The organism is Polaribacter sp. IC066, from assembly GCF_007997085.1.
Lineage (GTDB): Bacteria > Bacteroidota > Bacteroidia > Flavobacteriales > Flavobacteriaceae > Polaribacter.
Genome location: NZ_VORR01000002.1, coordinates 1 through 21,267, shown reverse-complemented (window position 1 = coordinate 21,267; position 21,267 = coordinate 1). Strand labels below are relative to the sequence as shown.

18 protein-coding genes and 1 pseudogene are annotated in these 21,267 nt (G+C 32.1%); 12 read left to right on the top strand and 7 right to left on the bottom strand.

What is annotated here, in order from left to right; genetic code table 11:
* Positions 1-52 precede the first annotated feature (52 nt).
* Positions 53-3,160, top strand: a complete 3,108-nt coding sequence (locus ES044_RS00850) for a VPS10 domain-containing protein (protein ID WP_147117660.1) — start codon at positions 53-55, stop codon at positions 3,158-3,160.
* Between the two features lie 52 nt (positions 3,161-3,212).
* Here ES044_RS00850 and ES044_RS00845 read toward each other — a convergent pair whose 3' ends face one another.
* From ES044_RS00845 to ES044_RS00825, 5 genes are all read right to left on the bottom strand, one after another.
* Positions 3,213-3,461 carry a hypothetical protein gene (locus tag ES044_RS00845; RefSeq protein ID WP_147117659.1) on the bottom strand — a complete coding sequence of 83 codons (249 nt, stop codon included), beginning with the start codon at positions 3,459-3,461 and terminating at the stop codon, positions 3,213-3,215.
* Complete coding sequence (locus ES044_RS00840; protein ID WP_147117658.1) at positions 3,462-3,788, bottom strand: nucleotide pyrophosphohydrolase; 327 nt, start codon at positions 3,786-3,788, stop codon at positions 3,462-3,464.
* Positions 3,789-3,952: 164 nt separating this feature from the next.
* On the bottom strand, positions 3,953-4,711 hold the full coding sequence (locus ES044_RS00835; protein WP_147117657.1) for a DUF481 domain-containing protein: 759 nt from the start codon (positions 4,709-4,711) through the stop codon (positions 3,953-3,955).
* A 137-nt stretch (positions 4,712-4,848) separates the two neighbouring features.
* On the bottom strand, positions 4,849-5,628 hold the full coding sequence (locus ES044_RS00830) for an alpha/beta fold hydrolase (protein WP_147117656.1): 780 nt from the start codon (positions 5,626-5,628) through the stop codon (positions 4,849-4,851).
* A gap of 161 nt (positions 5,629-5,789) precedes the next feature.
* Positions 5,790-6,503 carry a pyridoxine 5'-phosphate synthase gene (locus ES044_RS00825; protein ID WP_147117655.1) on the bottom strand — a complete coding sequence of 238 codons (714 nt, stop codon included), beginning with the start codon at positions 6,501-6,503 and terminating at the stop codon, positions 5,790-5,792.
* A 60-nt stretch (positions 6,504-6,563) separates the two neighbouring features.
* On the opposite strand from ES044_RS00825, the gene ES044_RS00820 reads away from it, so the two are divergent.
* The 8 genes from ES044_RS00820 (at position 6,564) to murI (ending at position 14,571) form a co-directional block, all read left to right on the top strand.
* Positions 6,564-7,223, top strand: a complete 660-nt coding sequence (locus tag ES044_RS00820; RefSeq protein ID WP_147117654.1) for a CBS domain-containing protein — start codon at positions 6,564-6,566, stop codon at positions 7,221-7,223.
* A 68-nt stretch (positions 7,224-7,291) separates the two neighbouring features.
* Positions 7,292-8,191: an NAD kinase gene (locus ES044_RS00815; protein WP_147117653.1), complete on the top strand. Its 900-nt coding sequence runs from the start codon at positions 7,292-7,294 to the stop codon at positions 8,189-8,191.
* A gap of 106 nt (positions 8,192-8,297) precedes the next feature.
* Positions 8,298-8,975 (top strand): DUF6089 family protein, encoded by a 678-nt coding sequence (locus ES044_RS00810; RefSeq protein WP_147117652.1) that lies wholly within the window; start codon positions 8,298-8,300, stop codon positions 8,973-8,975.
* A 3-nt stretch (positions 8,976-8,978) separates the two neighbouring features.
* Positions 8,979-9,722, top strand: a complete 744-nt coding sequence (locus ES044_RS00805) for an isoprenyl transferase (RefSeq protein ID WP_147117651.1) — start codon at positions 8,979-8,981, stop codon at positions 9,720-9,722.
* A 7-nt stretch (positions 9,723-9,729) separates the two neighbouring features.
* Entirely contained in the window at positions 9,730-12,261 is a 2,532-nt protein-coding gene (bamA, locus tag ES044_RS00800) for an outer membrane protein assembly factor BamA (RefSeq protein WP_147117650.1), read from the top strand.
* A gap of 64 nt (positions 12,262-12,325) precedes the next feature.
* Entirely contained in the window at positions 12,326-13,171 is an 846-nt protein-coding gene (locus ES044_RS00795) for an OmpH family outer membrane protein (RefSeq protein ID WP_147117649.1), read from the top strand.
* A 30-nt stretch (positions 13,172-13,201) separates the two neighbouring features.
* Positions 13,202-13,708 (top strand): OmpH family outer membrane protein, encoded by a 507-nt coding sequence (locus tag ES044_RS00790; protein WP_147117648.1) that lies wholly within the window; start codon positions 13,202-13,204, stop codon positions 13,706-13,708.
* 68 nt (positions 13,709-13,776) lie between these two features.
* The gene (gene murI, locus ES044_RS00785) at positions 13,777-14,571 is read left to right on the top strand and encodes a glutamate racemase (protein ID WP_147117647.1); all 795 of its coding nucleotides are present in this window, start codon (positions 13,777-13,779) and stop codon (positions 14,569-14,571) included.
* On the opposite strand, the gene ES044_RS00780 is transcribed toward murI, so the two are convergent.
* The gene (locus tag ES044_RS00780; RefSeq protein ID WP_147117646.1) at positions 14,568-15,551 is read right to left on the bottom strand and encodes a type IX secretion system membrane protein PorP/SprF; all 984 of its coding nucleotides are present in this window, start codon (positions 15,549-15,551) and stop codon (positions 14,568-14,570) included. The two genes, murI and ES044_RS00780, sit on opposite strands and share 4 nt — an antisense overlap.
* Positions 15,552-15,715: 164 nt before the next feature.
* Entirely contained in the window at positions 15,716-16,489 is a 774-nt protein-coding gene (locus ES044_RS00775; RefSeq protein ID WP_147117645.1) for an XRE family transcriptional regulator, read from the bottom strand.
* A 52-nt stretch (positions 16,490-16,541) separates the two neighbouring features.
* Here ES044_RS00775 and dinB point away from each other — a divergent pair, with 52 nt between their 5' ends.
* The 3 genes and pseudogenes from dinB to ES044_RS00760 all read left to right on the top strand — a co-directional run.
* Complete coding sequence (dinB, locus tag ES044_RS00770; RefSeq protein WP_147117644.1) at positions 16,542-17,756, top strand: DNA polymerase IV; 1,215 nt, start codon at positions 16,542-16,544, stop codon at positions 17,754-17,756.
* Between the two features lie 3 nt (positions 17,757-17,759).
* Positions 17,760-20,717, top strand: coding sequence for a DNA polymerase III subunit alpha (locus ES044_RS00765; RefSeq protein ID WP_147117643.1), 2,958 nt, complete (start codon positions 17,760-17,762; stop codon positions 20,715-20,717).
* A gap of 37 nt (positions 20,718-20,754) precedes the next feature.
* Positions 20,755-21,267 (top strand): annotated as a pseudogene (locus tag ES044_RS00760) (recombinase); the annotation flags it as partial.

The following is a 21,267-nucleotide window of genomic DNA, read 5'->3' as shown; positions in this document are numbered from 1 at the left end:
CAAACCTGATTTTAATTCTTACTTTTAACTTTCAAACTTACAACTAACCCTTATGAAAAAAATTCTTTTTCTGGCAATTTGCATTTTTCTGTCTGCAAGCGTCAAAGTTAATGCACAAAAAACAGCTACCAAAGTTTCTGAAGAATATTTTAGCGCTGTAGAATGGCGAAATATTGGCCCTTTTAGAGGCGGAAGATCTGCTGCCGTTACCGGTGTTTCTGATAAAGCGAATCTTTTTTATATGGGCGCAACTGGCGGTGGTGTATGGAAAACTACCGATGCCGGTAATACTTGGCAAAATATTTCTGACGGCTTTTTTGGGGGTTCTGTGGGCGCAGTTGCCGTTGCTGAATCTGATAACAACGTAATTTATGTTGGTATGGGAGAAAAAACCGTTCGAGGAAATGTTTCTTCTGGTGACGGAATTTGGAAATCTGAAAACGCAGGAAAAACTTGGAAACACATGGGTTTAAAAAACTCTAGACACATTCCTAGAATGAGAATTCATCCTGAAAATGCTGATATTGTTTTTGCAGGTGTCATGGGTGATTTATACAAACCAACCCAAGAAAGAGGTATTTATAAATCTGTTGATGGTGGCGAAAACTGGAAAAAAGTGTTATTTTCTGATGAAAACTCTGGCGTTGTCGATTTAATTATCGACCCAAATAATCCTAGAATTTTATATGCTACTACTTGGGATGTGCGAAGAACTCCGTATAGTTTGTCGTCTGGCGGGAAAGGTTCTGCGATGTGGAAAAGTACCGACGAAGGAGAAACTTGGACGAATATTTCTGAAAATAAAGGATTACCAAATGGCATTTGGGGAATTAGCGGTGTAACTGTTTCACCAGTAAATTCTGATATTGTTTGGGCATTGATAGAAAATGAAAAAGGTGGCGTTTATAAATCTACGGATGCCGGTAAAACTTGGGAACTGATCAATTCTGAACGAAAATTACGCCAAAGAGCTTGGTATTACACGCGTTTATACGCAGATACTCAAGACGAAGATATTTTATATGTTTTAAATGTTCGCTATCATAAATCTACCGATGGCGGAAAATCATATTCAACTTACAATGCTCCTCATGGCGATCATCATGATTTATGGATTGCGCCAGAAGACAACCAAAGAATGATTATTGGTGATGATGGTGGAGCTCAAATTTCTTTTGATGCTGGTGAAAATTGGAGTACGATGGATAATCAACCAACTTCGCAATTTTATAGAGTTACCACAGATAATCATTTTCCGTATCGAATTTTAGCTGCACAACAAGACAATTCTACTGTTCGAATTGCTCATAGAAATTCTGAAAGTTTTATTACAGAATCTGATTGGACATCCACCGCAGGTGGAGAAAGTGCACATATTGCCGTAGATCCTTTAAATGATGATATTGTTTATGGTGGAAGTTATGGCGGATTATTAACCAGAAAAAATCATAAAACGGGAGAAACAAGAGCTATAAACGTTTGGCCAGACGACCCAATGGGGCATGGAGCTGAAGATTTTAAATATCGTTTTCAATGGAATTTTCCAATCTTCTTTTCGCCAAATAATAAAAAGAGATTGTACGCTGCTTCTAATCAGTTGCATGTGACCGAAAATGAAGGACAATCTTGGGAAGTAATTAGTCCTGATTTAACAAGAAACGATCCTACAACGTTAGGCTCTTCTGGCGGCCCTATTACACAAGACAATACAGGCGTTGAATATTACGGAACTATTTTCGCTGCAACAGAATCTGCCTTTGAACCTGGTTTAATTTACACAGGCTCTGATGACGGTTTGGTGCATGTCTCTAAAAATAATGGCAAAACTTGGGATAATATTACCCCTAAAAAAATGCCCGAATGGATGATGATTAATTGTATTGAAGTAGATCCTTTTACAAAGGGTGGCGCTTATATTGTTGGTACAAAATATAAATCTGGCGATTATGCACCTTATATTTATAAAACAGAAAACTACGGAAAATCTTGGGATTTAATTGTAGACGGAATTGGAGAAGAAAGTTTTACCAGAGCCTTAAGAGCAGATCCTAAAAGAAAAGGCTTGTTATATGCTGGCACAGAAAAAGGAATGTATATTTCTTTTGATGACGGAAAAAACTGGCAATCTTTTCAACAAAATTTACCGATTGTACCAATTACCGATTTGGCCATTAAAGACGATAATTTAATTGCGGCAACACAAGGTCGTTCTCTTTGGATTATTGACGATTTAACCCCTTTACATCAACTAAATGAAGCAATCTTAAAAGAAGATCTGGTTTTATACCAGCCAAAAGATGCGTATAATTTATCTGGCGGAAACGGACGAACTTCTAGAACTGCAGGGACAAACCATGCTGGTGGTGTTGCTGTAAATTATTTTATCAAAAAAGAAAACGAAAAAGATACGATTGCACTGTCTTTTTATGATTCGAATGATACTTTAATCAAAAAATATTCAACAAAACCAAACAAAGAAAACAAAGAAGAAACTTTAAAACTTGAAGATGGAAACAATGTTTTTAACTGGAACATGATGTATACTGGCGCAGAATCTGTAAAAGGAATGATTTTATGGTGGGCTTCTTTAGATGGCCCAATGGCATTGCCTGGAACTTATAAAGTAGAATTAGCTGTGAACGATAGAAAAATACAGCAGAGTTTTAAGATTTTAAAAAATCCTGTTTCTGAAGCTTCAGAAAGTGATATGAAAGCGCAATTTGACTTTATCAATAATATCAACACTAAAATGACCGAAATTCATAAAGCATTGATAAACGTGAAAAAAGTGAGAGCCCAGGTTAGTTTGTTAAAAACATCTATTTCTGATAAAACAAAACATAAAGAGTTGTTAGATTTTGCGGATACTTTAGTAAAAGACATGACTAAAATTGAAGAAACGCTATATCAAACAAAATCTAAAAGCGGACAAGATCCATTGAATTTCCCGATTCGTTTAAACAATAAATTGGCACATTTAAATTCTTTAACAAGAATAGGAAACTATGCGCCTACGCAACAAGCAATCGATTTTAAGAATGCTATTACAAAAGATATTGACATAGAATTAACTAAATTATATACGCTGTTTGATAAAAAGGTAAAAGAATTAAATAAAAAAGTAAAAGAAAGTACGATTGATTTGATTCGGTTGGATTAAAGAACACATCACTTAATTAAAATAGCGACTTTTTAAAGTCGCTATTTTAATTTTACTTCGTTTTCTTATTGGTTACATAAATGCCATAGAAAAAGCTAATTAGAATTTTTGATACCCAAAAATTCTTCCATTTTCCGTCTGCAAAATTTAGCTCATTTACTTTAGCGAAATCTCCTGAAAAAATAGCTCCCCAACTATTCCATAACAAACTAATTAAAACCACAATAATAAAAAAAGGAATGGTAATTTTTGCAACATTATTCCAAAATATTGGTTGTTTAATTTTTTCTTTAAAAGTCATTTATTTTAATTTTTGATTATTATGATGGCGATCGTGATCGCGTTTTGTTTTAATATCTAATTTCTTTTCAAAAGCATCTTGCAAATTAATACCTGTTTGATTTGCTAAACACAAAACCACAAATAATACATCTGCTAATTCTTCTCCTAAATCTTTGTTTTTATCAGATTCTTTTTCACTTTGCTCGCCATAACGTCTTGCTATAATTCGGGCAACCTCACCAACCTCTTCGGTTAGTTGTGCCATATTTGTAAGTTCATTAAAATAGCGAACTCCATGCTTTTTTATCCAATCATCTACTTGCTGTTGTGCGTTTTCTATATTCATGTTTCTTTTATTAAAAGATTGTAGCGTTTAAAGATTCAAAGATATAGTTTCTAAAATTAGTTGGTTTGTTTCTAAACTTTAAAACAGCCCCAATAAAAACAGCCCCAATATAAGTTCTAAAAAACGTACGTATTTATTTCTTAAAACATGCCGTTTTCAGCCAATCAAAAACTTTTTAAAGTAAAGCCAAAAGACAGCATACCGTCTTCTTGTTTTTGACTTTCGATAACAATACTTTCAAAAGTATGCAGGTAATTTATTTTAAAATTTAAGAATTTCCAAACAGGCAATTCTAACCCTAAATCTGCTTGCCAGCGAAAATTATTACTTTGCTCAAGAGAGGGTTGAAAATAAATTTCGTGATTTATAAGTACTTTTTTCTTAAACAAATTATACTTTCCGTTTACCCAAAAAGTACTCCGAAAGGTATTGATAGATTGATTTCCGTTATATTCGGTAAGATTAAATTTAGCGCTTGCAAACTTGGTTTGCTCGTACTCACTTGAAACCGAAAATTTAAGCCAATATTCTTTATTTTCTAAAACCTGATAGGTAACTCCGACACCTACTAAAGAACGTAAATCGATTTCCCTTCTAAAATTTGTGCTTACAAAGCTTAACAATAACGGATATATTTTACGGTTTGGATTGAAATATAAAAAGTTAAGACTCAAAATATCTTCATCTGCCTTTACTTTTCCGAATGCCTGATACACATAAGAATTGATAGTTTTAAACACCCATTTTTCGGCTGGTTTGAAACTCACATCAGATTTTGCCCTAAAAATTAAAGTCTCTACATTACCTCCTTGCCAAAACCCTGTTAAAGAAATTTTTGCCTTAAATTTTAAGGTATCACTTTCATTAATTTGAGCTGAAATAAAAATGGGGAGAAACAAAAAACAAAATAAAATATTTTTCATGCTATTTCATTAAAAAATTACTCTTTTAAACCTTTTTCTGAAGAATAAAATTCTAAAACAAAAATATACAACATAAATTAACGAACAACTAAATTTAAGAAAGCAATCAAGAGCAAGGTTAGCAACCGGTAAACTCTTTAACATGCATCTAAAAACACATCAACTTCTTTATAAAAATCTTTCGGATTTTCTGCATGCAACCAATGCCCTGCGTTCTTTATTTCTACAATTTTATGGTTAGGAAAATGAGCATCGATAATAATATGTTCAGAAGAAATGATATATCCCGACTTTTCTCCTTTTAAAAATAAGGTTTCTTTTATAAACTTTGTACCTGTTGGCAAAGGTTTACCAACTTCAGGATTATTTTCTGTCAATGATTTTAAATTAAAACGATACGCTAAAAGCCCTTTTTCTTTCCAATAGATGTTTTTTAGTAAGAACTGACGAACCCCAATTTCTGCTATATACTTGGCAACTTGTTTATCAACCAAACCTCTAGAGTTTTGTTTTGTAAAGTCGACCGAATTTAAACCTGCTAAAATTGCGTTATGATGTTGTGCATATTCTTTTGGTGAAATATCAACAACTATCAATTTATCAACCAAATCTGGATATTTTACAGCAAATAACATCGCTGTTTTTCCGCCCATAGAGTGCCCGATCAAATAAAAGCTTTCTAATTTGTAATCTTGAATATACGCGTACAAATCATCGACCAAAAGCTCATAATTAAACGCATCGGCATGAAAACTTCGCCCGTGATTTCTTTGGTCTATTAAATGAACTTGGTAATTTTCAGCAAATTGATTTCCTAAAGTTTTCCAATTATCACTCGAACCAAAATAACCATGTAAAATTAATAAAGGCTTCCCTTCTCCTAAAATTTGTGAATGTAATATTGGATTTTTTGTCATTTTTATTTGATTGTACTGAAAAGTTTCCCTGTACAAGAAACAATAATGCACAGAAAAACTATAACTTTTATTTTAAGATTCTCTTCTTTAGAAATTATTTAGATGCAGATCGCTTTTTTAGCATCGCTTATTGATTATAGACTGATACTAAAAACTAACTATTATTTTAATCGATGCAAATACATATTCACAACATTTTCTAAACCTAAATACAAACTTTCTGTAATTAAGGCATGTCCTATAGAAACTTCGGCTAGATTAGGAATGTTCTCTTTAAAAAACTTGATATTCTCTAAACTTAAATCATGCCCTGCATTAATTCCCAAACCTAATTTATGTGCTAAAATTGCAGCCTCTGTATATGGTTTTATAGCGTCTTTATTGCCTTTAGTAAATTCGCTTGCAAAATATTCTGTGTACAATTCTATTCTGTCCGTTCCTGTTTTTGCGGCAGCTTCTATCAATTTCACATCTGTATCAATGAAAATAGAAGTTCTAATTCCGTTTTTCTGAAACTCTTGAATTACTTCTTTTAAAAAAGATTGATGCAATATGGTATTCCAACCTGCATTAGATGTAACTGCATCAATTGCATCTGGCACGAGAGTAACCTGCGTTGGCTTTGTTTCTAAAACCAAATCCATAAACGATTGTATCGGGTTGCCTTCGATATTAAATTCTGTTCTCACAGTATTTTTTAGATCTCTTGCATCTTGATACCGAATATGCCTTTCATCTGGTCTTGGGTGAATTGTAATTCCTTCTGCCCCGAAATCTTCGATATCGGCAGCCACTTTTAATAAATTAGGCACATTACCACCTCTAGAGTTTCGTAAAGTTGCAATTTTATTAATATTTACGCTTAACTTTGTCATTGTATAAAATTAGCTTACAAAGATAATTCATTTAATCATTTTATCCTATATTCGTAACGAATGAACATAAACGATTACATACTACAAGAGATTAAAGTTATAGAACTGAAAAACACAGTGAGGAGCGCCCAAACGCTGTTTAAAAATTATCCGATAACACATTTTCCTGTTATTGAAAACGAAAAACTATTAGGTTCTTTTGCCGAAGACGATCTACAAACAATTGAAAACAAAGAAGATGAACTTGTAGGTTATGCACATTTATTAAATACTTTTTTTGCAGATGAAGAAGCGACGGTCTTAGAGTTGCTTAAAATTTTTGCGGATAACGATACCAATATAATTCCGGTTTTAGACAAAGATAAAAACTACATTGGTTATTACGACTTGAGAGATGTACTGGATGTTTTTTCTACAAGTCCTTTTATGATCGAAGAAAGTGAAACTTTAATTGTAGAAAAATTAGAAAATGATTACTCTATGAGTGAAGTAACTCAAATTGTAGAATCTAATGGTGGTAAATTATTAGGCTTGTATATTTCTCAAAAAGAAAATGAATCTGTGCAAGTAACCTTAAAAATAATATCCGAAGAAATTAACGAGATCATGCACACGTTTAGGCGGTATGATTACAAAGTTATTTCTGCTCATGAAAATGATATTTATTTAGAGGATTTAAAAAACAGATCAGAGTATCTACAAAAATATCTAGAAATGTAACCATCTTAGATGGTTTTATTAAAAATTACTACACGGTTTTTTTTTAATACGTTAATGAATTATACAAAATGAAGAAAGTTGCAATTTACGGCCAATCTTATTCAATTTCTGCAGAAAAAGAAATCCAGATTTTATTGGAGGTTCTTAAAGAAAATAACATTGTCAATTTTATTGAAAAAGAGTTTTATGATTTATTAGTTGAAGGTAATATTTTAGATAAAAAATACCCAACTTTTTCTCATTTTTCTGATTTAGATAACTCTTTTGATGCCATGTTTACTTTAGGTGGAGATGGTACTATTTTAAGAGCTGTTACCTATATAAGACATTTAGACATTCCTATTTTAGGAATTAATACAGGACGTTTAGGTTTTTTGGCCACCATTAATAAAGGAAAAATAAAAGAAAGTATTACGTTAATATTAAATCGTGCATATACCATTCAAGAAAGAACCTTACTTTCTGTTAAAACATCACCCAAAACACCAGAATTTGAAGAGCTTAATTTTGCTTTAAATGAGGTAACTATTGCCAGAAAAAACACGACTTCTATGATTGGTGTTAGAACAAGTTTAAACAACGAATATTTAACAAATTATTGGGCAGATGGTTTAATCATAGCAACCCCAACAGGCTCTACAGGTTATTCTTTAAGTTGCAATGGTCCTGTAATATCACCAGACTCTAAAAACCTGATTATTACACCTATTGCACCTCATAATTTAAACGCAAGGCCTATGGTAATATCTGACGAAACCAATATTCAGTTAACCATAGATTCTAGAGAAAAAGATTTTTTAATTTCATTAGATTCTAGAATTACTACCGTACCAAAAAACACCCAAGTATCCATAACCAAGGCGCCGTTTACAATTCAAAGTATTATTCCGAATAATCAATCTTTTCTAAAAACTTTACGGACAAAACTGTTGTGGGGAGAAGATACTAGAAACGAAACCAACCTTTAACAAAGAAGCTGCAATAAATCTCTCAAATAGTTGTTATTCAAAAAAGACTGACTATTAACTTTAAAAAGCAAATTGAAATCCCTACATTTGCTCGCTATTTTTTAGGATGAAAAAAAGAATATCATTACTCATTTTTATAAGTATCTCTAGCATTTTGTTAGGGCAAGAATATGAGGCTGGCGTATTTATTGGAGGCTCTAATTATGTTGGAGACATTGGTAGAACCAACTATATCTACCCAAATAATATTGCTGGTGCTGTATTTTTTAAATATAATTGGAATCCAAGAATAGCACTAAGAGCTACCTATAGTTATTTACCCATAAAAGGAGATGATTTAGACGCAGATACAGATTTTAGAAACGATAGAGCTTTAAACTTTTCAAATACCATAAACGAATTGGCAGTAGGGATAGAATATAATTTTTATGAATACGACATCTCTTCAGAGGATAAAAGCTGGACTCCTTATCTTTTATTAGAACTAGCCGCTTTTAATTATAAGTATATTGTTTCAGAACCGCTACCTGGTCAGTACGAGTATGCCACTAAGAATTCGGTTTCCGTACCTTTTGGAATAGGCTTTAAATCTAAATTAGTAGGTCCTATTGCATTTTCTTTAGAAACAAAATTTAGGTATACTTTTGAAGATGATCTCGATTATACAACTGGCAGAATACCAAGTTTAAGCTTGGGAGGCGATGGTAAAGATTGGTATATGTTTACAGGCGTTTCTTTAATTTATACGTTTGGTAGACCTGCGTGTTATACAAAAGGATTATAACACATGGATAAAAAACTACGCATCGATTTACAGAGAGTTCCAAAACACGTTGCCATTATTATGGATGGCAATGGGCGCTGGGCTAAAGGTAGAGGGATGAGTAGAATTTTTGGTCATAGAAATGCACTAACTGCGGTAAGAGAATCTGTAGAGGCAGCTTCACAATTAAATATAGAAGCCATTACTTTATATGCCTTTTCTACAGAAAACTGGAATCGTCCTAAATTAGAGATAGATGCTTTAATGAGTTTACTCATTAATTCCTTAAAAAAAGAATTACCAGACTTTATGAAAAATGGCGTGAAGGTTAATTCTATTGGCTCTATAGAAAACATGCCAAAAAATGCCCAAAAAGTACTAAATGATGTTATTTTTGAAACCAGAAATAACACAGATATTATCTTAACTTTTGCGCTTAGCTATGGCTCAAGAGAAGAAATTGTTAACGCAATCAAAAACATATCCAAAAAAGTTGTTAATAAAGAGCTCGATTTAGAAAAAATAGATGAAAATACTATAAATAACCATTTATATACATTTAATTTGCCCAACGTAGATTTAATGATAAGAACTAGTGGAGAACAACGCATTAGTAATTTTTTATTATGGCAAATGGCGTATGCCGAACTGTATTTTACGGATACACTTTGGCCTGATTTTAGACAAGAACATTTCTATGATGCAATCATAGACTACCAGAATAGAGAAAGACGATTTGGAAAAACAAGCGAACAAATTACAGAATAAATTTTATATGAAATTAATTTCTGCAACAGTAGTGCTATTCGCATTATTTTTTACTTTTAATGTAAATGCACAAACAAAAATAGACACTATTTCTAATACTACTGCTTCTTTTGAGAAAGGAAAAGATTATATTTTAGGAGGGATTTCTGTTACTGGTTTAAAGAAATTTAGTGAAGAAACCGTAAAAGTATTTACAGGTCTTAGAACAGGTCAGGTAATTAAACTACCGGGTGATAAACTTACCAGTGCTATTAAAAAGTTATACGAAAGTAAGCAGTTTAGTAACGTAGATGTTTATTTAGCTAAATTAGATGGTGAATCTGTATACCTTGAATTTGATGTACAAGAATTACCTCAATTAAATGAAATAACCATTAGCGGAATTAAAAAATCTAAAGCTAAAGAATTAAAAAAAGAGGCTGAATTAAAAACAGGCGCCATGGTTACAGACAATTTAGTTGTAACCACTAAAAACTATTTTACAAAAAAATATACAGATAAAGGGTTCCTAAAAACAAAAGTTAATTTAGATATTCAAAACGATACTTCAGATATTAACATTGTTAATATGAAGATCTATATTGATAAAGGTTCTAAAATAAAGATAAAAGACATTATTTTTGACGGTAATAAAGCGCTTGCAGGCAAAAAGCTTCGTAAGGCAATGAAAAACACCAAAGAAAAATTCTTTGGTCGTTTTTGGAAAGGGTCAAAATATATAGAAGAAGAGTATCAAGAAGATTTAGAAGCTATTCTAGATAAATACAGTAGACTTGGTTACCGAGATGCCCGTATTTTAAGTGAAGGTATTTCATGGAATGAAGACAATACGATTAACATAAATATAGATTTAGAAGAAGGAAGACAATATCGTTTTGCAGACATCTTATTTGTAGGAAATAAAGAATATACAGACGAACAGTTAAGAGCTGTTTTAAGAATTGATAAAGGTGATGTGTACAATGGCGCCGTCTTAAAAGAGAGAGTTAAAGGAGATGGTTCACCAACATCAGAAGATTTATCTACCATGTACCAAGATACTGGCTTTTTATTTTCGCAAGTAAATGCCGTAGAAACAAAAGTTGAAAACGATTCTATTACGGTAGAAATTAGAATTAGAGAGGATGAAAAAGCAAGAATTAGAAAAGTAACAGTAACAGGTAATGACAAAACAAATGATCATGTAATTTTTAGAGAATTGCGGGTAAAACCAGGAGATTTATTTAGTAGAAGTAATATTATACGTTCTATTAGAGAAATTGGTCAATTAGGTTTCTTTGATCAAAATGTATCTCCAAATGTAATTCCTGATTATCAAAATAAAACGGCAGACATCGATTTTACTGTTATTGAAAAAGGAGGAAGCCAGATAGAATTACAAGGTGGTTATGGTGGTGGTGCCTTTATTGGTACTCTAGGATTGTCATTTAATAATTTCTCGATTAGAAACCTCTTAAACAAAGACGCGTACAAACCTTTGCCTATGGGCGATGGTCAAAATTTAGCCTTACGTTTACAAACAAGTAGAACCTTTAGTACGTATAGTTTTTCGTTTACAGAACCTTGGTTGGGTGGTAAAACTCCGCAATCATTATCATTCTCTGTATACTCATCAAACCAATATCAACTAAATCCGCAAACTTTTGATGTAGATAGAGATCGTAGTTTGGGTATTATTGGTGCATCAATCGGTTTAGGAAAACGTTTAAAATGGCCAGATGACTTTTTCCAGTTATCACAAACCGTCAGTTACCAAAGCTTTAAATTAAATGATTATGGCTTTAGAGTGGGCGCAGATATTTTAAATAATGGTACTTTAAATAATTTAGCATACAATGCAAGTTTAACAAGAAACTCTGCCGGACCTAGTTTAATTTTCCCAACCTACGGATCAGAATTTACTTTAGGCGTAAAAGCAACATTTCCTTATTCTTTAGTAAATGGTAAAGACTATTCTATTGATGGGGGTTTATCTGCAGCGGAAACAAGTGCACAGATAGCAGAAAAATACAAATGGTTAGAGTACTATAAATTAAGCATAAAAGGTAAATGGTACACGGCTTTTACAGACAAGTTAGTTTTAATGTCTAATGCAGAAATGGGCTATTTAGGATTTTATAATTCTGAAGTAGGTTTATCTCCTTTTGAACGTTATTTTGTGGGTGGAGATGGTATTGCTGTTTTTCAATTAGATGGTAGAGAAGTTGTTGGTTTAAGAGGATACGAAAACAATAGATTATCGCCTTTAGAAGGAGGCTCTATTTACAATAAATTTCAACTAGAATTAAGGTACTCTATTACAGATGCTCCTTCTGCCTCTATTTATACATTAGGTTTTGTAGAAGCGGGTAATTCTTATGACAATTTTGAAACATTTAATCCGTTTGAATTAAAACGTTCGGCTGGTTTAGGTGTAAGAATATTTATGCCTGCCTTTGGATTATTAGGTATCGACTTTGCGCACGGCTTTGATCCGCTGCCAGGACAAATAGAAAAATCTGGCTGGCAAACACATTTTATTATCGGAAGACAATTCTAGGAAAACTGTACATTTGTGATGTCAAGGTTTTTTTGGCACGGTTTTTTCTAAACACATTATACAAATGAAAAAAATATTTTTAGTAGCCGTTCTCTTATTTATCGTAACAACATCTTGGTCACAAAGAAACCAAACTATTGCCTATTTAGATATGGAGTATATTCTAGAAAATGTACCTGAATATTTACAAGCGCAAAACACCTTGGACTCTAAAGTTGCCAAATGGAGAAAAAAACTTGACAAACAAGCACGTTTTATAGAAGTTTTAAAATCTGATTTAGCAAATGAAAAGGCAATTTTAACAAAAGATTTAATTGAAGAAAAAGAAGAAGAAATTACCCTAAAACAAGAAGAATTAAGAAGACTAGAATCTTTGTATTTTGGTTCAAATGGCGATATGTTTTTGGTAAGAAAGCAATTAGTAAAGCCAATTCAAGATCAAGTTTACAATGCAGTTCAGAGTATTGCAAAAAGAAAAAAATACGACTTTGTTTTTGAGAAATCTACTGATTTAGTAATGCTATATTCAAATAAAAAATACGATATTAGCGACCTTGTTTTAGCTACTATAAACAGAACAAGATTATCTGAAGAAAAAAAGGAGCAGATAGAGGCAAGAAGAAATAAAACAAATGCCCCTACAAGAGAATTATCTGAAAAACAGCAAGAAGTATTTGCTGAAAAAACAGCAAAGAAAGAAGCGCAACTAGAAGAATTAGAAAATAAACAGATAGAAGCTGTAAAAAGAAAAGTAGCACAAAGAGAAGCACAAAAAGAGGCTATCGAAGAAAAAAGACAAGCCCGTTTAAAGCAGCGTGAAGAAAAAAGAAAACTGTTAAGAGAAAAACAAGAAGCTGCCAGAAAGAAAAAAGAAGACGAGAAAAAAAAGAAAGAAAAAGAAAATAATTAAACAAAAAATAATAATTAAATCAAAACAAGAATGAAAAATTTTAAAACGTTACTATTAATTGCTGTATTTACTTTAGGAGTAGGTGGTGTTGCAAATGCACAAAAGATGGGTCATATAGACTTTGAAAAACTAGTAGCAGAAATGCCTCAAACACAAAAATTAAAGTTAGATATTGAAAAATTAGGTAAAACATACCAAGATGAAGTTGAAGGCATGGCTAAAAAATTAGACGCCAAAATGAAAAAGTATACTGCTGAACAACCTTCACAAACTAAAGAAATAAACGAAATTAGAGCTCAAGAGGTTCAGCAAGAAAATGCTAGATATGAGCAGTTAAGACAAACTGCATACCAAGACATGCAAAAAAAGCAAGCTGAAGGCTTAAAACCAATCATTGAAACTGCACAAAAAGCAATTGATGAGGTTGCTGCTTCTAAAACTATTTTATACGTATTTGATGCATCAATGGGTAAAGGCTTATTAGTTAAAAAAGGAGAAGATCTTTATGCAGCTGTAAAAACGAAATTAGGATTCTAAAAGAACCTTTTTTAAAACTTATTTTAAAACCTACTTTTTAAAGTAGGTTTTTTTACTTTTACAACTATATGAAATCAAACAATAATCCTATTGGTATTTTTGATTCAGGCATTGGTGGTACTTCTATTTGGGCAGAAATTACAGCACTCTTACCAAATGAAAATACCGTATATCTTTCTGATAGTAAACACGCTCCTTATGGCGAAAAAAGCAGCCAACAAATTATTGATTTATCAATTAAAAACACAAAGTTTCTAATTGATCAAGATTGTAAAATAATTGTTGTTGCCTGCAACACGGCAACCACAAATGCTATAAAATTTTTAAGAGAACATTATAGGATTCCTTTTATTGGCATAGAACCTGCCATAAAACCGGCCGCCTTAAAAACAAAAACAAATAAGATTGGTATCCTCGCTACAAAAGGCACCTTAAACAGCCAATTATTCGAAAAAACGTCAAAGACTATAGACAAACAAATAACAATTATAGAAACCATTGGTAAAGATTTGGTAGAACTTATTGAAGCGGGTAAAATAGATTCTATAGAAATGAAGAAATTACTACGCAACTACCTGAACCCGATGCTTAAAGAAGGTGTAGATTGTTTAGTTTTAGGATGCACACATTACCCTTATTTAATACCTCAAATTAGAGAAATTATTGGCGATAAAATGCAAATTATAGATTCAGGACAAGCAGTTGCAAAGCAAACAAAATGGATACTAGAAAAGCATGATCTTTTAAAAATTGATCAAAAAACAGGAACGCATCAATTTTACATCAATAAAGATAAAAGAGTTTTAGAAAAGATTATTTCAAAGAATAATAACTTCATTAAAATAGATGAAAAAAAATTTTAAAACCCTCCAAAAGCAGCATTAATATTAGGACAAGCTGCAGCTCTTTGTTCTCTTGTCCATAAATTTATACCTACAGAAATTTGATGAAACCCTGTATTTGTTAAAACGGTTTCATTCATTTGACTTGTATACGTATAAGAAAACATTAAGTTTTGGTAGTTAACACCTACTATTGGCGTTATATATTGAGCGTTTTCTATGGCATTTACATCAAAACCTCTTCTGTAAGAAAGTGCTCCCCAGAATTGAGTTTTAGAAATTGTTTTATACGCCTTGATGTTAAAATCTGCAATTCTCTCTCCTGTACCTTCTCTAAACTGAATCATTATAGAAGGCTCAAATTGAACAAAAAGCTCTTCTCCGAAGTAGTAACCAGTAGATAGTATATAATTTCTTAAATCTAGTGGCTCTTGAACGTTCAAATTATTTTTAGCCGTTAGCAATAAATTTTTAACGGTAAAATAAGAAGAGAATCCACCTAAATGATAAGCAACACCAAAATCTGCATTGTAATAACTTGTACTTTCGATAATTGAAGATACTGCAGCATCACCTGTAAAACTTCTTTGATCAGATTGATTTTGAACAAATGTAAATGCCAAACCAAACGAAAGTTGGTTAAAAACTTTACCATCACTCATAGGCAAATGGTAGGCGTAACTTCCTTGAAAACCTTTTTGAGAATGAAATCCGTTTTTATCATTAAAAAACACAAAACCATAACCCGCATTAGAATACTCGCTAAATTTTGTATGAAAACTTAACGTTTGTAAAGATGGTGCATCTGGTATACCTGCCCACTGTTGTCTTGCTGTAAAACGTAATTTACTTGAGTTCCCAATTCCTGCCGCTGAAGGATGTACCAAATAGACGTTGTCTGAAAGATAATCTTGATAAATAGGTAAAGTCTCTTGAGAGGTTCCTTTTAATGAAAAAAGAAGTAGAAATAATACATAAAATCTAGTGCACAATAGCTTCATTAAAGTCTGATTAGTTTTAGTAAACCAAATATATTAATTTTGAAAGAATAAATACTTTTAAACTTATAGTTTTAACACAAATAAAGAACTGATTTTATATTCTTTTACTGCCAATTACAATTATCAAATAGTAGTCCCTAAAAGCTTTTGCACACAAAAAAACTTTAAATTAATGATTTTTTTAAAGCCTCTAACTCTACCCCCAAACCATGAAACATTTGTATAATGCTACTTAATTTTAATTCATGCTCTTCATATTCTTGTGTGTTAATACTGCAGGTAAATTTCCATAATTCTAAAATTTCTGAAACAGGAACTTCATAGGCTTGGTAACTTGTATTATCTGGCTTTAACAAAAAAGATTGCTTCTCCTCTACTCGGTTTTCTAATCTTTTATACGTCATTCCGTCGTCTTTTGTAACCACAATATAAGAATGACCACTTTTTGCTTGTTTAATATCTTCAACAAATTCTGCCACTACATAAGAACCATCTTTCATGGGCAACATAGAATCTCCTTTTATCGGAAAAGCTCTGTGTTTCCCTTTTGGTAAAAAAGGCAACTTTATTTTTTCTAATTGCTCTATATATTCTGGATCATCGTAGCCTAATAAATATCCTGCAGATGCTTTTGCCGAAATTACCTCAATTAAATTCTCGTTATCATTATCAATTGTAATAGGAAACAAGACTCGCTTATTACCCACTTCAATAAAAGAGACATCTTTGGCTTTGGTTAAATCGTTCTTGATAATAATATCTATAGGAATTTTAAAATAGGCTGAAAATGCAATTAAAAACTCAATCGTTGGCGATGATCTATTTTCTTCATAAGAACTAATTCTAGACCTTGTAACAGATAATTCTTCTGCTAAAGATTCTTGTGTTAATTTTTTAAGCGTTCTTAAATGTTTTATATTTTTTGATAAGTTTTTCATATTGCTACAATTATAAGCAACAAATGTATGTATTTGTAGCTAATTTTACACTATGCAAAAGCACATTTTACATCTCGATTTAGATACTTTTTTCGTTTCTTGTGAACGGCTGATTGACAGTAGGTTGCAAAAAAAACCATTACTGGTTGGCGGTACTGGAGACCGAGGTGTTGTTGCGGCTTGTAGTTATGAGACCAGACGTTTTGGTGTACATTCTGGAATGGCTATGAAAATTGCCAAAAAATTATGCCCAGAAGCAATTATCATTAGAGGAGATACAGGTACCTATTCTAAATACTCAAACATCGTTACAGAAATTATCAAAGAAAAAGTGCCCATTTTCGAAAAAGCAAGTATTGATGAATTTTATGCAGACCTTTCTGGTATGGATGCTTTTTTCGGAAGTTATAAATATGCTTCTGAACTGCGCCAGCGAATTATAAAAGAAAGTGGTTTGCCAATTTCGTTTGGGTTATCGCAGAATAAAATTGTTTCTAAAGTGGCAACTGGCGAAGCAAAACCAAATAATCAATTATTGATTAATGCAGGCTTTGAAAAAGAATTTTTAGCGCCTTTATCGATTCGAAAAATTCCATCCGTAGGAAATAAAACCTACCAAATTTTAAGAAATCTTGGTGTAGACAAAGTAAAAGTGATTCAAGAAATGCCTTTAGAAATGATGATCAGTGTTTTAGGCGCCAACGGAAAAACAATCTGGAAACGTGCCAACGGCATTGACAATCCGCCAATTATTGCCTTTCATGAGCGCAAATCTTTATCTACAGAAAGAACCTACAATAAAGACACAATTGATATGGTAAAACTAAAGGCAACCCTATTTGCCATGGCAGAAAACTTGGCCTATCAATTAAGAAAAGGCAATAAACTAGCAGGAACGTTAAGCGTAAAAATCAGATATTCAGATTTTAACACCTACAGTAAACAGGTTAAAATTCCGTATACAAGTGCCGATCATATTATCATTCCTGCTGTTTTAGAATTGTTTAAAAAATTATATCAACGTAGGTTATTAATACGATTGGTTGGTGTAAAAGTATCTGATATTGTAAGCGGCAGTTATCAAATTAATCTTTTTGATGATACAGAACAAATGCTAAATCTATACAATGCCATGGATACGATTAGAGATAAATACGGAGAATTAAGCATTATGAGAGCCACTGCCATGGGCGCGAAATCTATTGGCAGATTTAGCAATCCTTTTAATGGCGAGCCTCCCTTAATTTTAGCGCATAGAAAACAATAACGCATGTATACAAACTGTCATACGTATTATTCGCTACGCTATGGTACCTTTTCTGAAGTTGCCTTATTACAACTTGCCGTAGAGAATAATATCGACACGATTGCACTTACAGACATCAACAATACGTCTGCGTGTATGAATTTTGTGCAACAGGCAAAAAAGCTAAATATCAAACCAGTTATTGGTATCGATTTCAGAAATGGTAATACGCAACAATTTATTGCGCTTGCAAAAAGTAACACAGGTTTTGAGAACATCAACAGGTATTTATCTTCTTTTTTAGAATCTAAAACGGTTATCCCTAATAAACCAAAACCTTTAGAAGATGTTTTTATCATTTATCCTTTTGAAAAAGTTTTGGAATTGAATCTGACCTCTTTTGCTACCAATGAATTTATAGGAATTTCGATTGCAGAAATTAATAAACTGCGCTTTTCCTATTTAAAAAAGTATGAAGATAAAATAGTCATTCAACAACAAGTAACGATTCGTAATAAAAAAGATTTTAATGCACACCGACTCTTACGTGCCATTGATAACAACACATTATTAAGCAAACTACCAACAACCGAAGAATGTTTAGAAACAGATAAAATGCATTCCGCAATAGCACTACAAAAACATTTTGATGAGTTTCCTTTTATTCTTGAAAACACAAAAAAGCTGTTGCAACAATGTACTATCAACTTCGGATTTGGTGATGCTCGTAAAAATCAAAATCTAAACTTGTATTATAATAGTTTTGATGAAGACTGTAAAATGTTATTGCAATTGTGTGATGAAAAAATACACAAGAGATATAAAAATCCGTCTGAAAAAGTACATGCTCGCCTACAAAAAGAATTAAAAGTAATTATAGAACTGAAATTCGTTTCGTTCTTTTTAATCAATTATGACATTATCAACTATGCAAAAAAAAACAACTTTTTTCATGTAGGTAGAGGAAGTGGCGCCAATAGTATTGTGGCCTATATTATCGGAATTACAGATGTAGATCCTGTTGAATTAGATTTGTATTTTGAACGTTTTATCAATCCGTTTAGAGCTTCTCCACCAGATTTTGATATTGATTTTTCGTGGAAAGATAGAAACACCGTTACACAATATATTTTTGATCGTTTTGACAATGTAGCCTTATTAGCAACCTATGTTACCTTTAAATACAGAGCCGTTGTTAGAGAGTTAGGAAAAGTATTTGGGTTGCCAAAAGAAGAAATTGATAAATTAAGTAAAAGAGTTGTTGGAAATACATTAGATGATATCTCTAAATTGGTCTTAAAATACGGGAAATTAATAGAAGGCTTTCCGAATTATGTAAGTGTACATTCTGCCGGGATTTTAATTTTAGACAAACCTATTCATTACTATTCTGCCACAAATTTACCTCCAAAAGGATTTGCTACCGTTCAGTTTGATATGAATATTGCTGATGATGTTGGCATTTTTAAGTTTGATATTTTAGGACAACGAGGTTTGGCAAAAATTAAAGATGCTTTAGAAATCATCAAAGAAAACAACCCAAATGCTCCTGAAATAGATATTACCGATATTGAAAGTTTTAAGAAAGATAAAAATATTAATAACCTCTTAAAAAGTGGTGGTGCTATTGGTGCATATTATGTAGAATCGCCCGCCATGCGTGGATTGATGCAAAAACTACAAACACAAGATTATTTAGGTTTGGTAGCTGCGAGTTCTATTATAAGACCCGGTGTTTCTGGTTCTGGAATGAAAGAAGAGTTTATCAAAAGGCATCGTTTTCCTGAAAAAAGAAAAGAAGCGCATCCTATTTTATTAGAAATTATGCCCGAAACCTATGGCGTAATGGTATATCAGGAAGATGTGATGAAAGTGGCAAATAAATTTGCAGATTTAACACTAGGCGAAGCAGACGTTTTAAGACGAGGAATGAGTGGAAAATATAGATCTGTGGAAGAATTTAAAGCCGTGGAAGATAAATTTGTTTCTAATTGTAGAAAAAAAGGACACAAAGACGAATTAATTTTTGAAGTATGGAATCAGATTAAAAGTTTTGCAGGCTATGCCTTTGCAAAAGGGCATTCGGCATCTTACGCAGTAGAAAGTTACCAAAGTTTATTTTTAAAATGCTACTACCCTATTGAGTTTATGACGGCAGTTTTAAATAATGGCGGCGGATTTTATTCCGCAGAACACTATATTCATGAGGCTAAAATGTGTGGAGCAACCATAGCATTGCCTTGCATCAATACCAGCGATCATGCAAATACCGTAAAAGGAAAAACTATTTATTTAGGTTTTGGATATCTTAAAAACGTAGAACAATTAACGATTCAACGAATTTTAACCGAACGACAAATTCATGGACCTTTTTTTTCTTTGGATGACTTTATCGATCGGATTGCAATTTCTATTGAACAAGTAACCGTTTTAATTCGGATTGATGCGTTTCGGTTTACATCAAAACAAAAAACGACCTTACTTTGGGATGCTACTTTTAAATTGAATGCCACAAAATCAAAACAAAAACAAACACAAGGAAAACTATTCCGTTTGCAGCATCAAAATTTTAAGATTCCGGAACTCCATTCGCATTGGCTAGAAAATGTATATGATGAAATGGAATTGTTAGGGTTTACCATTCATGACTATTTTTCTATGGTTACAGAAAAATTTTGCCCACATATTAAAGCCAAAGAAATGAATCTATTTACCAATCAAAATGTACTTTTATACGGACAGTTAGTAACCACTCGCTTCAATAAAACATCACAAGGAAAATTAATGCGATTAAGCACGTTTATTGACGCCGATGGCCATTATTTTGATGCGGTACATTTTACCGATGTTGTAAACCAATATCCAATAAACGGAATGGGAATTTACGCCTGCTATGGTAAAATTACCAACCGTTTTGATTTTTGTAGTATGAATGTTATTAAATCTAAAAAGATGAGCATTTCTAGTGACCCTAGACACTGATAATCAAATAAAAAGCTTAAATTTACATATTTACGCTATGAAAAAAATAACTTTAAATTCTGCTAAACATCGAAATAAAAATGTGCTTACAATTCGGTTCAAATATGATACTGAAATAAAAGAGCATATTAAGAAACTAGAAAATACTCTTTGGAGTCAAACTTTACGATGTTTTTACATGGAATTGTCTTTAGATAATTTAAGAATTGTCTTTAAACATCTTAAAGATCAAAACTGGAGCGTTCACTATTTAGAATTACAACCTTTCATTGATAAAAGTAAAATAGAAGAAAAGAGAAACTCGCACTTAATACCTAAAGTTCCTGATGCTTATGAAATAGAATTACAAAAGTTCAGAAAATGGTTGCTTCAAAAAAGATTCAGTAAAAATACTGTAAATACATATTTAGATGTAACTACGACCTATATAAAATATGCGCTTTTAAAAAGAGCTGATATATTTTCTACAAAAATAGTAGAAGCTTTTAGTTATGATTATATTTTTGTGCCTAATAAATCGGTTTCATATCAAAATCAATTTATAAGTGGC